The organism is Variovorax paradoxus, from assembly GCF_040544635.1.
GTDB classification, from domain to species: Bacteria; Pseudomonadota; Gammaproteobacteria; order Burkholderiales; family Burkholderiaceae_C; genus Variovorax; species Variovorax paradoxus_R.
Window position 1 is genome coordinate 431925 of sequence record NZ_JBEPKJ010000002.1, and the last position, 14679, is coordinate 446603.

The 14679-nt window shown below is 65.8% G+C and carries 17 protein-coding genes and 1 pseudogene; 11 read left to right on the plus strand and 7 right to left on the minus strand.

The annotated features are described in order from the left end of the window. The first annotated feature begins 45 nt into the window (after positions 1–45). From ABIC94_RS05750 to ABIC94_RS05785, 8 genes are all read left to right on the plus strand, one after another. Positions 46–1350, plus strand: coding sequence for an aromatic ring-hydroxylating dioxygenase subunit alpha (locus ABIC94_RS05750; RefSeq protein WP_354371992.1), 1305 nt, complete (start codon positions 46–48; stop codon positions 1348–1350). Next, the gene (locus ABIC94_RS05755; protein WP_354371993.1) at positions 1347–1832 is read left to right on the plus strand and encodes an aromatic-ring-hydroxylating dioxygenase subunit beta; all 486 of its coding nucleotides are present in this window, start codon (positions 1347–1349) and stop codon (positions 1830–1832) included. Before ABIC94_RS05750 ends, ABIC94_RS05755 begins: the two co-directional genes overlap by 4 nt. 20 nt (positions 1833–1852) lie before the next feature. Next, entirely contained in the window at positions 1853–2461 is a 609-nt protein-coding gene (locus ABIC94_RS05760; RefSeq protein WP_354372044.1) for a cysteine hydrolase family protein, read from the plus strand. Beyond that, a complete protein-coding gene (locus tag ABIC94_RS05765; protein ID WP_354371995.1) occupies positions 2458–3240 on the plus strand; it encodes an SDR family oxidoreductase in 783 nt (260 codons plus the stop codon). Before ABIC94_RS05760 ends, ABIC94_RS05765 begins: the two co-directional genes overlap by 4 nt. Positions 3241–3371: 131 nt before the next feature. Beyond that, positions 3372–3659 (plus strand): BufA1 family periplasmic bufferin-type metallophore, encoded by a 288-nt coding sequence (locus tag ABIC94_RS05770; RefSeq protein WP_354371996.1) that lies wholly within the window; start codon positions 3372–3374, stop codon positions 3657–3659. A gap of 23 nt (positions 3660–3682) precedes the next feature. Continuing rightward, positions 3683–4528, plus strand: coding sequence for an MNIO family bufferin maturase (gene bufB / locus ABIC94_RS05775; protein ID WP_354371998.1), 846 nt, complete (start codon positions 3683–3685; stop codon positions 4526–4528). Continuing rightward, entirely contained in the window at positions 4525–5313 is a 789-nt protein-coding gene (locus ABIC94_RS05780; protein ID WP_354372000.1) for a DNA-binding domain-containing protein, read from the plus strand. The genes bufB and ABIC94_RS05780 overlap by 4 nt, the downstream gene beginning before the upstream one ends. Then, positions 5310–5816 carry a DoxX family protein gene (locus ABIC94_RS05785; RefSeq protein WP_354372002.1) on the plus strand — a complete coding sequence of 169 codons (507 nt, stop codon included), beginning with the start codon at positions 5310–5312 and terminating at the stop codon, positions 5814–5816. The genes ABIC94_RS05780 and ABIC94_RS05785 overlap by 4 nt, the downstream gene beginning before the upstream one ends. A 105-nt stretch (positions 5817–5921) precedes the next feature. Here the strand turns inward: ABIC94_RS05785 and ABIC94_RS05790 are convergent, their stop codons facing one another. Further along, a complete protein-coding gene (locus ABIC94_RS05790; RefSeq protein WP_354372004.1) occupies positions 5922–6866 on the minus strand; it encodes an alpha/beta fold hydrolase in 945 nt (314 codons plus the stop codon). Positions 6867–6982: 116 nt separating this feature from the next. Between ABIC94_RS05790 and ABIC94_RS05795 the strand changes: the two genes are divergently transcribed. From ABIC94_RS05795 to ABIC94_RS05805, 3 genes are all read left to right on the plus strand, one after another. After that, positions 6983–7804 carry an AraC family transcriptional regulator gene (locus ABIC94_RS05795; protein WP_354372006.1) on the plus strand — a complete coding sequence of 274 codons (822 nt, stop codon included), beginning with the start codon at positions 6983–6985 and terminating at the stop codon, positions 7802–7804. A gap of 72 nt (positions 7805–7876) precedes the next feature. Continuing rightward, positions 7877–8557: a hypothetical protein gene (locus ABIC94_RS05800; RefSeq protein ID WP_354372008.1), complete on the plus strand. Its 681-nt coding sequence runs from the start codon at positions 7877–7879 to the stop codon at positions 8555–8557. Positions 8558–8679: 122 nt separating this feature from the next. Beyond that, entirely contained in the window at positions 8680–9240 is a 561-nt protein-coding gene (locus ABIC94_RS05805; RefSeq protein WP_354372009.1) for a dihydrofolate reductase family protein, read from the plus strand. A gap of 33 nt (positions 9241–9273) precedes the next feature. Here the strand turns inward: ABIC94_RS05805 and ABIC94_RS05810 are convergent, their stop codons facing one another. The 6 genes and pseudogenes from ABIC94_RS05810 to ABIC94_RS05835 form a co-directional block, all read right to left on the minus strand. After that, the gene (locus ABIC94_RS05810; protein ID WP_354372011.1) at positions 9274–9540 is read right to left on the minus strand and encodes a hypothetical protein; all 267 of its coding nucleotides are present in this window, start codon (positions 9538–9540) and stop codon (positions 9274–9276) included. Between the two features lie 469 nt (positions 9541–10009). Beyond that, on the minus strand, positions 10010–11743 hold the full coding sequence (locus tag ABIC94_RS05815; RefSeq protein ID WP_354372012.1) for a bifunctional protein-serine/threonine kinase/phosphatase: 1734 nt from the start codon (positions 11741–11743) through the stop codon (positions 10010–10012). 30 nt (positions 11744–11773) lie between these two features. Next, positions 11774–12586: a formate/nitrite transporter family protein gene (locus tag ABIC94_RS05820; protein ID WP_258506356.1), complete on the minus strand. Its 813-nt coding sequence runs from the start codon at positions 12584–12586 to the stop codon at positions 11774–11776. 60 nt (positions 12587–12646) lie between these two features. Then, positions 12647–13480 carry a uroporphyrinogen-III C-methyltransferase gene (gene cobA, locus ABIC94_RS05825; protein WP_354372014.1) on the minus strand — a complete coding sequence of 278 codons (834 nt, stop codon included), beginning with the start codon at positions 13478–13480 and terminating at the stop codon, positions 12647–12649. 15 nt (positions 13481–13495) lie between these two features. Further along, complete coding sequence (gene nirD, locus ABIC94_RS05830; RefSeq protein ID WP_354372016.1) at positions 13496–13903, minus strand: nitrite reductase small subunit NirD; 408 nt, start codon at positions 13901–13903, stop codon at positions 13496–13498. Between the two features lie 14 nt (positions 13904–13917). Continuing rightward, positions 13918–14679 (minus strand): annotated as a pseudogene (locus ABIC94_RS05835) (nitrite reductase large subunit); the annotation flags it as partial.

The following is a 14679-nucleotide window of genomic DNA, read 5'->3' on the forward strand; positions in this document are numbered from 1 at the left end:
GGCGGCGACGCCATGGTGTGACCACATTTCAGGAGTTCCATCCCCATGACCATCGACCTGCAGGCGCTCGTGCAGCCTGACCGCGTGCACAAGCGCGTGTACACAGACCCCGCCATTTTCGAGCTCGAGATGGACCGCGTCTTCGGCCAGGCCTGGCTCTACGTCGGCCACGAGAGCCAGGTGCCCAACGTCGGCGACTACTTCACCACGCGGCTCGGCCGCGAGCCGGTGGTGATGGTGCGCCACACCGACGGTGCGGTGAACGTGCTCTACAACCGCTGCCCGCACAAGGGCGCCAAGATCGTTCCCGACGGCAGCGGCAGCGCCGGCAAGTTCTTGCGCTGCCTCTATCACGGCTGGACCTTCAAGTGCGACGGCAGCCTGCTCTCGGTGCCGCTGCGCAGCGGCTATGAAGACACGGCGCTCGACCTGAAGGGCACGCAGCATTCCGTGCGCAAGGTGGCCCGCGTGGCCAGCCACCGCGGCTTCGTATTCGCGAGCCTGTCCGAAGACGGCCCCGAGCTCAGCGAGTTCCTCGGCGGAGTGGCGACCTCGCTCGACAATTTCTGCGACCGCGCGCCCGACGGCGAAGTGGAAGTGGCCGGCGGCGTGCAGCGCGTGATCCAGCGCAACAACTGGAAGATATTCTTCGAGAACCTGCACGACACGATCCATGCGGTGGCCACGCATGAATCGTCCTGGCGCGCGGCCAAGGAAGAATTCGAATCGATGCCCGCCGGCACGCCAAAGCCCTTCGAGGTGGTGATCGTCGATGGCAACGGCGAGCCGCTGGAGTTCTGGGAAAAGCTGGAACTCAAGGGCTACGACAACGGCCACGGCTTCATGGAAGGCATCTTCGTGCCGCCCACCGATCCGGTGAGCCTGGCCTACGTGGCGGCGCTCGAAGCCAGGCAGGGCGCGGCGCGTGCCGACCAGATCCTGCGCGTGAACCGGCACAACACCATCGTGTACCCGAGCTGCTCGCCGCATACCTCGTTCCAGCAGATCCGGGTGATACGGCCGCTCTCGGTCGATTGCACGCTGGTGGAAATTTTCAGCTTCCGACTGAAGGGCGCGCCGGAGGCGACGTTTCAGCGCACGCTCAAGTACACCAACGTCGTCAACTCGCCGTCGTCGAACGTGATGCCCGACGACCTCGAAGCCTACAACCGCGTGCAGGAGGGACTGTCTTCCGATGGCGGCGACTGGGTCAGCATGCACCGGGGGGCAGGGCGCGACCAGCCTTTGCCCGGCGGCCGCGCCTCCAACGGCAACAGCGAAATGCCGGCGCGCAACATGTTCGGCGCCTGGGCTTCGTACATGGGCGTGCGGACCGGAGGCGCCGAATGAACTTCAATGACTGGCAAGAGCAGCAGGACATCACGCAGTTCCTGTTCCACGAGGCACGCCTGCTCGACGAGCACCGCTGGGACGAATGGCTGCGGCTGTTCACGCCCGACGGGCTGTACTGGGTGCCGCTGGTCCACGGCCAGGCCGATCACCTCAACCATGCCTCGCTGTTCTGCGAAGACGCCTTGCTGCGCTCGATGCGGGCGCGGCGGCTCGAACAGGCCCGCGCCTATTCTCAGCAGCCGCCGACCCGCACCGTGCACGTGCTGGGCAACATCTCGCTCGAGTCGCGCAGCGAAACCGGCTGCGTGGTGCGCTCGACCTTTCACCTGCTCGAATGGCGCAAGACCGAGCAACGCGCCTTCGGCGGCAGCGTGCTGCACACCCTGCGCCGCGACGGAAACAATTGGCGCATCGAGATGAAGCGCGTCGACCTCGTCGACTGCGACGCGCCGCACGAAGCCTTGCAGGTGTTCATGTGACTCAAGCCGCGCTGCTGGCCATGCACTATCAGAACGACGTGCTGCACGCGGACGGCAAGGTGCGGGTGGGCGTCGCCGCCGACGACCCCGCCCGTCCGTGCCTGATCGCATCTGCCGCGCGCCTGATTGCCGGCGCACGCGCGAGCGGTGTGCCGGTCATCTTCGTTCGCATTGCCTTCGCGCCTGGGTATGCGGATTGCCTGCGCAACAGCACGCTGTTCCGCCGCGTGGCCGAAACCGGCGCCGTGCTCGACGGGCAGTGGGGCGCTGAGTTTTACACCGAGCTGGCACCGCTGCCCGGCGAAGCGGTCGTCACCCACAAGCGCAACAATCCCTTCTGGGCCAGTGGCCTCGAAGAGGCGGTGCGCAGCACCGGTGCCACTCGGCTGTACGTGGCGGGCATTGCGACGAACCATGTGGTCGAGCACGGTGCGCGGCACGCCAGCGACCTGGGTTATGACGTGGCGGTGGTGGCCGATGCCTGCAGCACCGCGCAACCGCACCTGCACGCGGCCAGCCTGGAGACGCTGGCGATGCTTGCAGAAGTGATGCTCGTCGATGAAGCGATTGCACGCATGAAGAACAATGAAGGTCCCTGGGAGATGAAAGAACCGAAAGGCACGCCATGAGTCTGCAAGGCAAGGTTGCCATCGTCACCGGCGCGGCCGCCATGCTCGGGAGCGCCATCGTTCGTGCCTTCGTGCAAGCCGGCGCACAGGTGCTGGCTGTCGACATCGATGCCGTGCGGGGCGAGGCGCTGCAGGCCGAACTTGGAAGCCGCCGCCGCTTCGTGGCTTGCGACATCGCATCCGATGCGGCGCTGGATGCGCTCTTGGCCGATGTGCTCGCCACCGAAGGCCGCATCGACTTTCTTATCAACAACGCCGTGGTCTATGGCGACAACGGCATGGCGGCGACACGCGACGAGTGGCTGCGCGCGCTCGACGTCAACCTGGTGTCCGGCGCGGTGCTGGTGCAAAAGGCCGCGGATGCGCTGGCCGCGCAGCGCGGCGCCATCGTCAACATGGGCAGCGTCGGTGGCAAGTTCGGCACCGCGAACCGTGCGCTCTATCCCGCGGGCAAGGCCGCCATCCTGCAGCTCACGCGCAACCAGGCCGCTACGCTGGCGCCACGCGGCGTGCGCGTGAACTCGGTGTCGCCCGGATGGACCTGGTCTGACGCATTGAGCCGCATGGCCGGCGGCGACCGGGCGCATGCCGACCGCATGGCGGCACCCCTGCATCCGCTGGGACGGGCGGGAGACCCGGACGACGTGGCGCAAGTGGTGCTCTTTCTGTGCTCGGATGCCGCGCGCTTTGTGACCGGTGCCGACATTCCCGTCGACGGCGGCTTCTCGATGCTCGGGCCCGACCAGGGAAGGTCTGCCCGCGATTGGTTCGGCGCCTGAGTTTTCGCGCGCGAAAAATTTTTTGCCGATCGAGCGGAGCGCTGTAACCCCGGCTTCCGAAGTGGCGAACTAGCAAATAACCGCGCATTCCGGCGCGGTTGCAAATGTTCAACCATCTTCGGAGCTCATCCATGATCAACCGTTCTCTCGCCATTACCGCCCTTGCACTGGGCGCCCTTGCCGCCGGTTCCGCCATTGCGCAAGACAAACCGATGGCCGACAAAATGGCCGTAATGGAGAAGTGCTACGGCGTTTCGATGGCAGGCAAGAACGACTGCGCCGCCGGTCCCGGCACCACCTGCGCCGGCACTTCGAAGGTGGACTACCAGGGCAACGCCTGGAAGAACGTGCCGGCCGGCACCTGCGCCACGATCAAGACGCCCAAGGGCATGGGTTCGCTGGCGCCGATCAAGTCCTGATCGACCTCGGCCGCTGCGTCGCCATGCCCGATACCCTCACGGCCGGCGTCGGCCTGAAGCCGGAGCACTACGAGCGCGCGCTCGGCGCGCGCGTCGAGGGCCTGTGGTTCGAGGTGCATCCCGAGAACTACATGGTGGCCGGCGGCCCGCGGCTCGGATGGCTGGAAGCGATTCGCTCCCGCCGTCCGGTGTCGCTGCACGGTGTCTCGCTCTCGCTCGCGGGCGACGCAGAACCGGACGCGGCGCATCTTCAACGCCTGGCGGCGCTGGTCCGGCGCATCCAGCCGGCGCTGGTTTCCGAGCATCTGGCGTGGTCCGCATGGAACGGCCAGTACTTTCCCGATCTGCTGCCGTTTCCGCGCAGCACCGCCGCGCTGCACCGCATTACGGCCAATGTGGCGCGCACCCAGGACGCGCTGGGCACCGCAATCGCCATCGAAAACCCGTCTCACTACCTGCGCATCGACGGGCATGAATGGGACGAGATCGACTTTCTTCACGAGCTGACACAGCGCACCGGCTGCAAGCTGCTGCTCGACATCAACAACGTGTACGTGTCCGCCCGCAACCTGGGTTTTTCAGCCGCCGACTGGATCGACCGGTTTCCGCAGGCGCCGGTCAGCGAGATTCATCTTGCGGGCCATGCCGCCGACCCGACCCTGGGCGATGCGCTGCTGATCGATTCGCACGACGCGCCCATTTCGCCGCAAGTCTGGCAACTGTATCGGCGCTTTATCGAACGCGCCGGTGCCCGGCCCACGCTGATCGAGCGCGACGGCAATGTGCCGGCCTTCGACGAACTGATGACCGAGCGCGAACAGGCCGCCGCCGAAGTCGCGCGCACCACGACGCAAGAGGCCACGGCATGAACACGCCGCACGGCCGATTTCAGCAAGCCTTCGCGCAAGCCTTGTTCGCGCCCCCCGAGACGGTGGACCCTGTGGTGCGGGAGCTCGCGATGCAACCCGCCTTCGCGGTGTACCGCAACACGGTGATGAAGGCTTGCATCGATGCGTTGGAAGCCAACTTTCCGGCGGTGGCGCGGCTGGTGGGCAGCGAGTGGTTTCGTGCCGCCGCTGCGCTCTACGTGAGTGCCGAAGCGCCGCGAGACGGACGCCTTCTGCACTACGGCGACGGCTTTGCCGATTTTCTGCGCGGCTTCGAGCCTGCCGCTGAACTGGTCTACCTGCCCGGCGTGGCGCAGCTCGACACCCTCTGGCGCGAGTCGCATGCCGCACAGGATTCACCCGCCGCCGATGCCGCATGGGTCGCCCGCCGCACGCCGGAGCAGATGGCGGCCCTGTCGCTCAGCCCTCATCCGACGGCGCGATGGCTGTGGTTCGGCGATCAGCCGGTCTACAGCATCTGGGAGCGCAATCGCAGGCCAGGCGAAGCCACCGAAGAGCTCGCGTGGAAGGGCGAGGGCGCACTGCTGACCCGGCCTCAAGACGCCGTGGACTGGCAAGAGATCACCAAAGCCGGCTGCGTCTTTCTCGATGCCTGTGCAGGCGGAGCAACTCTCCCGCAGGCAGCGGAACGCGCATCGGCTGCCGACCCGGAGGCGGACCTTGCCGCCACCTTTGCGACCCTGCTGCGCGCCGGTGCGTTCGCCGACCCTTCTACACAGCTCGCATCAGACGAAAGAGCACCATGAGAACAAATCTTCAGTCCTCCGCAGAGCCGATCGCAAATGGCAACCCTCGCGGCCTTCGCGGCCTTCGCGGCCTTCGCGCGCAGTGGAACGCGGCGGCCGAACGGCTCACGCGCATCGTGACGCACGACGCGCTCGCACTGGCCACGCGCGTCGCCGTTGCCGCGATCTTCTTTTATTCCGGCCGAACCAAGGTCGAAGGTTTTCTCACGCTGACCGACAGTGCCTACGAGCTGTTCCGCACCGAATACAAACTGCCGTTCGTGCCACCTGAAATTGCGGCGCACCTTGCGGCCTATGCGGAGCATCTGTTCCCCTTGCTGCTGGTGCTGGGCCTCTTCACACGCTTCTCGGCGCTGGCGTTGCTGGGTATGACATTGGTGATCCAGGTCTTCGTCTACCCGGACGCATGGCCGACGCACCTCTCGTGGGCCGCGCTCATGCTTTATTTGGTGGGCCGCGGGGCCGGGCGTCTTTCGCTGGACCACGCGCTGGGCATTCGCTGAGCGGCCGGCTTGCCCCGGCGGCCCTTGCAAGCGGTACGGCCTCCTGGCGCATGTCGCCATGCGAGGAGGCCGTTGGTTCCGCGGCGAGGCTTGCCGCGTGCCCGCTTATTCCTTGATGAAATTCAGCAGGTCGTTGTTGAGCCGGTCCTTGTGCGTGTCGGCGAGCCCGTGCGGTGCGCCCGCATAGACGATCAGCTTCGCGTTCTTGATCAGCTTGGCGGAAGCGCGGCCGGAGGCGTCGATCGGCACGATCTGATCGTCGTCACCGTGCACCACCAAGGTCGGCACGTCGAAGCGCTTCAGGTCTTCGGTGAAGTCGGTGGCCGAGAAGGCCGCAATCGAGTCATAGGTGTTCTTGTGGCCGGCTTGCATGCCCTGTGCCCAGAACGACTGGATGGAGCCCTGCGACACCTTGGCGCCCGGCCGGTTGAAGCCGAAGAACGGACCCGAGGCAATGTCGAGATACAGCTGCGAGCGGTTCTCCAGCTCGCCCTTGCGGATGCCGTCGAACACCTCGATGGGGAGGCCACCCGGATTCTTCTCGGTCTTCAGCATCAGCGGGGGAACCGCGCTCACCAGCGCCGCCTTCTTGACGCGGCTGGTGCCGTGGCGGCCGATGTAGCGCGCCACCTCGCCGCCGCCGGTGGAGAAGCCGACCAGCGTCACGTCCTTCACGCCGAGCGTGTTGATCACCGTCGCCAGGTCGTCGGCGTAGTGGTCCATGTCGTTGCCTTCCCAAGGCTGGCTCGAGCGGCCATGGCCGCGGCGGTCATGCGCAATCACGCGGTAGCCCTTCGAGGCGAGGAAGATCATTTGCGATTCCCAGCTGTCCGAGCTCAGCGGCCAGCCGTGGCTGAAAGTGACGACCGGGCCGTTCCTCGGGCCCCAGTCCTTGTAGTAGAGCTGCACGCCGTCCTTGGTGGTGATGTAGCTCGCGGTCTTTGCCACTGCGGCGGCCGGCTGGCGAACGGCCGACTTGTCGGCGGCGAACACTGCATTGGCGGCAACAGCCAGGGCGGCCACGGCGAAGATGCGGGTAACGGCGTTCATGTTTCTTTCCTTTGATTCGGGTTGAGGTTTCAGGTCGGAATCGACAGAACGAACTTTACGTGTGTGGCGAAACGATTGGTGATAAAAAGTCCTGATAACTTGACTTGGAGTATTTCATGGCCGATCGGCTCGAAGCCTTGCTCACGCACTTTTCCGTCACCGCGCGGGTGTTCCATACCGGCGCGCTGTGCGGAATCAACGACCTGGACGGGGAGGGCGCGACCGGCCAACTGCATCTGGTGCGCCGCGGCGAGGTGGGCGTGAGCCACGGCGGCGCCGAGGTACTGCGCATCGAGCGGCCGAGCCTTCTGCTGTACCCGCGGCCGATGGCGCACCGGTTCATCACCGACGTGGCGCACGGCGCCGACTTTGCGTGCGCGCACCTGCAATTCGAAGGCGGTGCCGCGAACCCGATCCTGGCCGCGCTGCCGGCGTTCGTCTGCCTGCCGCTGGAAGAAATCGACGGCACACAGGGCGTTCTGGAACTGCTGTTCGAAGAAGCCTTCGAGCAGCGCTGCGGCAAGCAGGTGCTGCTGAACCGTCTGTTCGACGTCGTGCTCATCCACGTGCTCCGGCACCTGATGGAGCAGGGGCAAACCCGAGCGGGCCTGCTCGCGGGGCTGTCGCATCCGCGCTTGCGCAACGCCGTGGTGGCCATGCACGAGAAGCCCGCGCTCGAATGGACGCTCGACGCGCTCGCCGCCGAGGCGGGCATGTCGCGCAGCGTCTTTGCCACCCAGTTCCGCGATACCGTGGGGTGCACGCCGGGGGTCTATCTGCAGCGCTGGCGCGTCGGCCTCGCGCAGCAGGCGTTGCGCCAGGGGCGCCCGCTCAAGCTCATTGCGCAAGAGGTCGGCTATGGAAGCGAAGCCGCGTTGTCGCGCGCATTCAAGGCGCAAAGCGGCCTGTCGCCGCGGGAGTGGAAGCAGGCCGCATGAGGGCCGGCTCGGGTTGCCGCTGACACGACGGTGCGGTAGCCTCCCGGCTCCAACACTGCCAGGAGTCTTCTCATGTCCAGTCGCTTACTTCTTTCCGCTGGTGCCGCCGTCGCAGCCACCGCACTGATCATCGGTTGCGGCGCCATGGGTTCATCGGGCGGCAAATCCATGAGCTTCTTCATCACCAGCGTCAACCCCGGCAAGGGCGGCGACCTCGGAGGTTTGGCCGGAGCCGACCGCTTCTGCCAGTCGCTGGCCACGAGTGCGGGGGTGGGCAACAAAACGTGGCGTGCTTATTTGAGCACTGCTGCCGCGAGCGGGCAGCCGGCCGTCAATGCGCGCGACCGGATCGGCACGGGTCCTTGGACCAATGCCAAGGGAGTGGTCATCGCCACCAGCGTGGCCGACCTGCACAGCGCCAACGCCAAGGTCGGCAAGGACACCTCGCTGACCGAGAAGGGCGAGGTTGTCTCCGGCGCCGGCGATCCCGTGAACCGCCACGACATCCTCACCGGCTCGCGCCCTGACGGCACCCTGGCCGTGGCCGATCCGGGCAAGGACACCACATGCGGCAATTGGACCCAAAGCGACGGCGGCTCCGCCATCGTGGGTCACCATGACCGCAAGGGCACCAATCCCGATCCCGTAGCCAATGCTTCGTGGAACTCTTCGCACGGTACGCGCGGCTGCAGCGTCGACCAACTCAAAATGAGCGGCAGCGCCGGGCTGATGTACTGCTTCGCGGCGAACTGACTTGGCAAATGGGCGGGCTGAGGCCCGCGTCGTCTTGACGAGGCTGTCCGTTCCAGCAGACCGACGAAGTATTCGTCGACAAGCGACAGTCCAGCGGACCGCCCAACTCGGAGAAGACTCGCATGGGACTTCTGACCTTCAGCCTCAACGTCACCCTGGACGGCTGCGTCGACCACCAGGAGGGAATCGCCGACGACGAGACGCACGCCTTCTTCACCCGCCTCATGGACGAGGGAGGGGCGATGCTGTGGGGCCGCGCCACCTACGAGATGATGGAGAGCTACTGGCCCGCGGTCGCACGCGGTGATGTGGAGGCGCCGCCCTCCGTGCGCGAATGGGCGGCCAAGCTGGAGACCAAGCCGAAGTACGTCGTGTCGTCGACGCGAACGGACTTCCCGTGGACCAACAGCCACCGCATCGCCGGCGACTTGCGCTCGGGCGTGCAAAAGCTCAAGGACGCGACCCCGGCCGGCGTGCTCCTCGGTAGCGGCAAGCTCGCGACCGAGCTGGACCGGCTGGATCTGATCGACGAGTACAAATTCCTCGTTCACCCCAGGATCGCCGGCCACGGCCCGACCCTGTACCAGAGCGGGTTGCCCAACACCCGACGGCTTGAACTGGTCTCGGCGAAGCCGCTTGGCAACGGCGCGGTCGCCATGCATTACCGGCGCGAGCGCGGCTAGCAACCGGTTGCAGCGGACGATGTCTGTTGCGCCTTAGAACTGCGCTTGCGCGTCGCCCGTGCGGTCATGTACCCAGCGCATTGCCTGCTGCTCTGCATGCCGGGTTGCCTCAGCCTCGGTCCCATACACGATCTCTTCCGTGTCGTTGGGCAGTTGTGTCTCTTCCTCATCCGCAGGTGTGCGGACAACAACAACGATGGGCTGATAGCCGCCGGGCACGGGCTCCGCGCGAAGCTCAAAGCGGAACCCGCGGTATTCAAGGGAGTGCCCGTCGGAAATGGGTGTGCTGTCGTCTGTCATGGCTGTTGACCCTGGAGTTCCAGAAATCGTGCACCAGTTTGGAAGCGGCGGCCTGCAGGCGTGCGGAGGAACCGCCTGAAGGACGGTGCGCCGTGGCCGGACGCGACAAAGGCGGGAGAGGCATACGAACTCATGTTCCGGTTCGATTCCCCGAGTCAATCCGGGCTTTTGTCGCGATCTCGCTTGCTCGCGAGAGGCCTTTGCTCCAGATGGCGCTCCCACAGATACAGCGCTGGCAAGGCAAGCAAGTGCATTGCCGCCGCGAGGATGCCAGCGCAAAACAGGGCGATTGCCACCAAAGGGCTTGCCGCAACTCCCAGGATTGTTCTGAACATATTGGCTTAAACAAAAAAAGTCAGCGGCCCGCTGGCGCCTGGGGCAAAACTAACCGCGCGCGATTGGAAGGTCGTACGGCTGGACTGACGGATTACGTAGGATGCTTGCCAGCCGAGTTTTTGAAAATCAACACTCAGCCTTGCTGGCTGAGCACGCCGAGCAGCACGACCACCGCAATGCCCAGCAGCAAGGTCGTGCATTTCCAGAAGATCACCGGGTTCTTCTCGACCAGCGGTGTGCCGCGGCTGTTCAAAAAATCCGGGTGGGGCTGCCGCAGGTCCTGCACAAACTCTGAAAGCACTTCGTAGCGCTTGAGCGGGTTGGGGTTGAGCGCCTTTCGCAGCACTTCGTCTATCCAGGCCGGAATGGCTCGCTGCGCGTCCAGTGCGGACCTGTACTGCAGATTGCGCTGGTCTGCCCGTGTGCGGATACGTGCAGCCTCCGCGCCGTAGGGCAGCCGCCCGGTCAGCATCTGGTAGACGATGACGGCCAGCGAGAACAGGTCGGACCTCGCCGATCCGCCTTCGCCCAGAAAGTATTCGGGCGCCGTGTACTGCACGGTGCCCAGTATCTCGTTCGGCGCGGCCAGCGTGCTGTCGTCCAGGCCGGCCACCCAGGTGGAGCCGAAGTCGATGATGCGCACCGTGCCCGTTCGGTCGATCATGATGTTCTCGGGCCGCAAGTCCTGGTGCAGCATTTCCAGGCGGTGAAAGGCCTGCAGGCCTTTCGCAAGCTGCTCGACGATGCCGCGCACCGATTCGAGGCTAGGCCGCGGGTTGTCGACCATCCACTGCGCCAGCGTCTGCCCCTCGACGAACTCCATCGCAACGTAGAGGTGGCTCCGCTTGCGGTGGGTGGCGTGCGGCTTGAGCACGTGCGCGCTGTCGATGCGCCGCGCCACCCACTCTTCGAGCAGAAAGCGGTCCAGGTGGGCTTCGTCGTTCTGCAGATCGACCGAAGGGGTCTTGAGCACCACGCGTTGCCCGGTGTCGTCGTCGGTCGCCAGGTAGATGTGGCTGCGATGGCTGCGGTGCAGGTCGCGCACGATGGTGTAGCCGTCGAAGCGCATGCGCGCCTCGAGAATCGGCGGTAGCTGCAGCGCGGCGCGTTGTGCGTGCAGTTCGTTGACGTCGCCATCGGGCAGGGCGTCGACCCTGACGATCTGGACCGTCAGGTTGTCGGGGCTGCCGCGGCGATGGGCTTCCTCGGCAATGCTTCTTGCCGCGGCGTCCAGATCGCGGGAGTGGGCATCCAGCGCGGCCTTGATGACCGCGGCGTCGACATGTTCGTGAACGCCATCCGAAGTCAGCAGGAAGACATCGCCTTGCTCGACGGGAATGGCGCGGTAGTCGATTTCCACATGCGGCCCCACGCCCAGCGCGCGGCCAAGGTAGCTTTGTCCGCCGCCCACCGAAACCCGGTGGTCTTCGGTCAGTTGCTCGAGCGCCTCCGCATGCCAGCGGTAGACGCGCGTGTCGCCCACATGAAAGACATGCGCGGTGGTCGACCGGATGACCAGGGCGCTGAAGGTGCAGACGTAGCCGCGGTCCTTGTCGAATCGGCCGCCGCCGCTCTGGGTTTGCGCGTGCAGCCAGGCGTTGGCGGCCGTGAGCACCCGCTGTGCCGAGCGGCTCACGCTCCATGCGTCCGAGGTGCAGTAGTAGTCGGTCAGAAAGCTCCTGACCGCCGACTCGCTGGCCACATGGCTCACGTCGCTGCTGCTGATGCCGTCGGCGATGGCAATTGCTACGCCCTTGGCATTGCGAACCGACCCCTCCGGCAGGGCGGCGCCGTGGAAATCCTGGTTGGTTTCCTTGCGCCCTTTGTCGGAGTGCTGGCCGATCGAGACCGCGAGTGCGGAGCGCATCGTCACCGGCGGCGAGCGGTCGGGCCTTGCTTAGCGGACCACGCGCTTGGGGCCCGTTTTCACGTGCGTGGCGTACAGCGTCAGCCCGGTGAACGAGAGGCCGCCGATGAGGTTGCCCAGCACGGTCGGGATTTCGTTCCAGATGATGTAGTCCATGATCGAGAAGTTGCCGCCCATGAGCAGTGCCGACGGAAACAGGAACATGTTGACCACCGAGTGTTCGAACACCATGAAGAAGAACACCATGATCGGCATCCACATGGCAAGCACCTTGCCGGTCACCGACGTCGAGATCATCGCGCCCACCACACCGGTCGACACCATCCAGTTGCACAGCATGCCGCGCACGAAGAGCGTGAGCATGCCCGCGGCGCCGTGGTCGGAGTAGCCCACCGTGCGCGCCTCGCCGATGGTGGCGATCACCTGGCCGACCTTGTCGGGCGGGCTCGTGAAGCCGAAGGTGAAGACGATGGCCATCAGCACGGCCACGGTGAACGCGCCGAGAAAGTTGCCGACGAACACCAGCCCCCAGTTGCGCAGCACGCCGCCGATGGTGACGCCGGGCCGCTTGTCGATGAGCGCGAGCGGCGTCAGCACGAACACGCCGGTCAGCAGGTCGAAGCCGAGCAGGTAAAGGATGCAGAAGCCGACCGGGAACAGGATGGCCCCGATGATCGAGTAGCCGGTCTGCACGTTGATGGTCACTGCGAACACGGCGGCCAGCGCCAGGATCGCGCCCGCCATGAAAGAGCGGATGAGCGTGTCCCGCGTGGACATGAAGATCTTGGATTCACCGGCATCCACCATCTTGGTGACGAATTCGGAAGGCTGCAAATAGGCCATGGCGTTACTTTGGTTCGATGAAAAAACTGAAAGAAAAATAGGCGAGGGGAGGCCGAAGCCTCAGGCTGCCTTCTCCAGCGCAAGATGCGCGGAAGACGCCGCGGCGGCCAGTCCTTGCAGGACATCGCCGACCACGATGATCGAAGGGCTGCACAGGCCGTTGTCGGCAATCGTGCGCTCCAGCGTCGCAAGCGTTCCAACGGCGTGCCGCTGGTTCGGCAGGCTGGCGTTCTGCACCACCACGATCGGGGTTGACGGCGGCAGGCCGCTCAGCAGCTCGTTCTGAATGCGCCCCGCGCCCGACACGCCCATGTAGATGACCAGCGTCAACCGCGCGGCGTGCGCCGTGGCGGCCAGCGCGTGCCAGTCGGTGCCCGGCGAACCGGGCTTGGCATGCCCGGTAATGAAGACGACGCCCTGTGCATGGTCGCGGTGCGTCAGCGGCACGCCGAGCGAGGTCAGTCCGGCCAGCCCGGAGGTGATGCCGTTCACCACCTCGACATGGATGCCGGCCTGCGCCAGGTGCTCGACCTCTTCGCCGCCGCGGCCGAAGATGAAGGGGTCGCCGCCCTTGAGCCGCACCACATGCTCGCCTTCGCGCACGGCCATGATCATCAGCCGCTCGATGAAGCTCTGCGGCGTGCTCTTGCAGCCGCCGCGCTTGCCCACATGGATCACGCGCGCACCGGGCTGCGCCATGGCGACGATCTCGTCGCTGACCAGGTCGTCGACGAGCAGCACGGTGGCCGACTGGATGGCCTTGAGCGCCTTGATCGTGAGCAGTTCCGGGTCGCCCGGGCCGGCGCCGACGAGCGTGCAGCGGCCGTGCGCGAGCGGCATGCCCGGGTCGCGATCGCCACCCGAGGATGAAGAGGAAGTAAGAGTGAGGCTCATGTTTCGTCTGTCGTCTCAGGCGGATGCGTCTTCGGCCTGAAGGCAGGCGCGGTTCGCAGGTCCTGCAACGGGGCGCTCGAGCTCGACCGCATGCGTGGCGAGCTCGTTCGAATCCAGATGCACCACGCCTTCGGTCACCTTGACCGCGAACTTCGGCGTGCACCCCTCGTCGGGCGACTTCGCACACCCGTCATCGAGCCCGATGGCCCAGTTGTGCAGCGGGCAGGCCACGCTGGTGCCGAACACGATGCCCTGGGAGAGCGGCCCGCCCTTGTGCGGGCACCGGTCCAGCAGCGCGAACACCTGGTCCTCGGCATTGCGGAACACCGCCACGTCCACGCCCACCGGACGCGCCACGCGGCGTGCACCCAGCACCGGGATGTCCTCGACGCGGCAGATCACTTTCCATTCGTTGTTGTTCATGGTTGTTGCTCCTTTCAGGCTGCCTGAGTCACATCGTCCACGACGGCCACCGGCGTGAACTGCCGCACATCCACCTGCGCCTGGCTCGACTCGAACCAGGGATCGGGCTCCCCATCCAGCGCGAACTGCAGCCGCTCCCACAGCGCCTTGCGGCCGGCCTCGTCCTCCAGGATCTTCTTCTTCACATAGTCCAGCCCCACCCGCCCGATGTAGTGCACCGTGCGCTCCAGGTACCAGCCTTCCTCGCGGTACAGCTGCAGGAACGCACCCGAGTACTCCATCACCTCGGCCGCCGTCTTCACCTTCACCAGGAACTGCGCCACCTCCGTCTTGATGCCGCCGTTGCCCCCCACGTACAGCTCCCAGCCCGAATCCACCCCGATCACCCCCACGTCCTTGATCCCCGCCTCCGCGCAGTTGCGCGGGCAGCCCGAGACCGCCAGCTTGACCTTGTGCGGCGAATACATCGCCCACAGCGCCCGCTCCAGGTCCTTGCCCATCTGGGTGGAATCCTGCGTGCCGAAGCGGCACCACTCGCTGCCCACGCAGGTCTTCACCGTGCGCAGGCTCTTGGCATAGGCAAAGCCCGAGGGCATGCCAATGTCCTTCCACACCCCTTCCAGGTCTTCCTTCTTCACCCCCAGCAGGTCGATGCGCTGGCCGCCCGTGACCTTCACCGTCGGGATCTTGTACTTGTCCGCCGCATCCGCGATGCGCCGCAGCTCGTCCGGCGTGGTGTGGCCGCCCCACATGCGGGGAATGACCGAGTAGGTGCC

Coding starts and splice junctions, on each gene's coding strand:
- ABIC94_RS05755 (WP_354371993.1), top strand. CDS start 1,347: ATGAACTTCAATGACTGGCAAGAGCAGCAGGACATCACGCAGTTCCTG.
- ABIC94_RS05760 (WP_354372044.1), top strand. CDS start 1,853: ATGCACTATCAGAACGACGTGCTGCACGCGGACGGCAAGGTGCGGGTG.
- ABIC94_RS05810 (WP_354372011.1), bottom strand. CDS start 9,540: ATGACAGACGACAGCACACCCATTTCCGACGGGCACTCCCTTGAATAC.
- ABIC94_RS05795 (WP_354372006.1), top strand. CDS start 6,983: ATGGCCGATCGGCTCGAAGCCTTGCTCACGCACTTTTCCGTCACCGCG.
- ABIC94_RS05765 (WP_354371995.1), top strand. CDS start 2,458: ATGAGTCTGCAAGGCAAGGTTGCCATCGTCACCGGCGCGGCCGCCATG.
- ABIC94_RS05780 (WP_354372000.1), top strand. CDS start 4,525: ATGAACACGCCGCACGGCCGATTTCAGCAAGCCTTCGCGCAAGCCTTG.
- cobA (WP_354372014.1), bottom strand. CDS start 13,480: ATGAGCCTCACTCTTACTTCCTCTTCATCCTCGGGTGGCGATCGCGAC.
- ABIC94_RS05750 (WP_354371992.1), top strand. CDS start 46: ATGACCATCGACCTGCAGGCGCTCGTGCAGCCTGACCGCGTGCACAAG.
- ABIC94_RS05815 (WP_354372012.1), bottom strand. CDS start 11,743: ATGCGCTCCGCACTCGCGGTCTCGATCGGCCAGCACTCCGACAAAGGG.
- nirD (WP_354372016.1), bottom strand. CDS start 13,903: ATGAACAACAACGAATGGAAAGTGATCTGCCGCGTCGAGGACATCCCG.
- ABIC94_RS05800 (WP_354372008.1), top strand. CDS start 7,877: ATGTCCAGTCGCTTACTTCTTTCCGCTGGTGCCGCCGTCGCAGCCACC.
- ABIC94_RS05790 (WP_354372004.1), bottom strand. CDS start 6,866: ATGAACGCCGTTACCCGCATCTTCGCCGTGGCCGCCCTGGCTGTTGCC.
- ABIC94_RS05820 (WP_258506356.1), bottom strand. CDS start 12,586: ATGGCCTATTTGCAGCCTTCCGAATTCGTCACCAAGATGGTGGATGCC.
- bufB (WP_354371998.1), top strand. CDS start 3,683: ATGCCCGATACCCTCACGGCCGGCGTCGGCCTGAAGCCGGAGCACTAC.
- ABIC94_RS05805 (WP_354372009.1), top strand. CDS start 8,680: ATGGGACTTCTGACCTTCAGCCTCAACGTCACCCTGGACGGCTGCGTC.
- ABIC94_RS05770 (WP_354371996.1), top strand. CDS start 3,372: ATGATCAACCGTTCTCTCGCCATTACCGCCCTTGCACTGGGCGCCCTT.
- ABIC94_RS05785 (WP_354372002.1), top strand. CDS start 5,310: ATGAGAACAAATCTTCAGTCCTCCGCAGAGCCGATCGCAAATGGCAAC.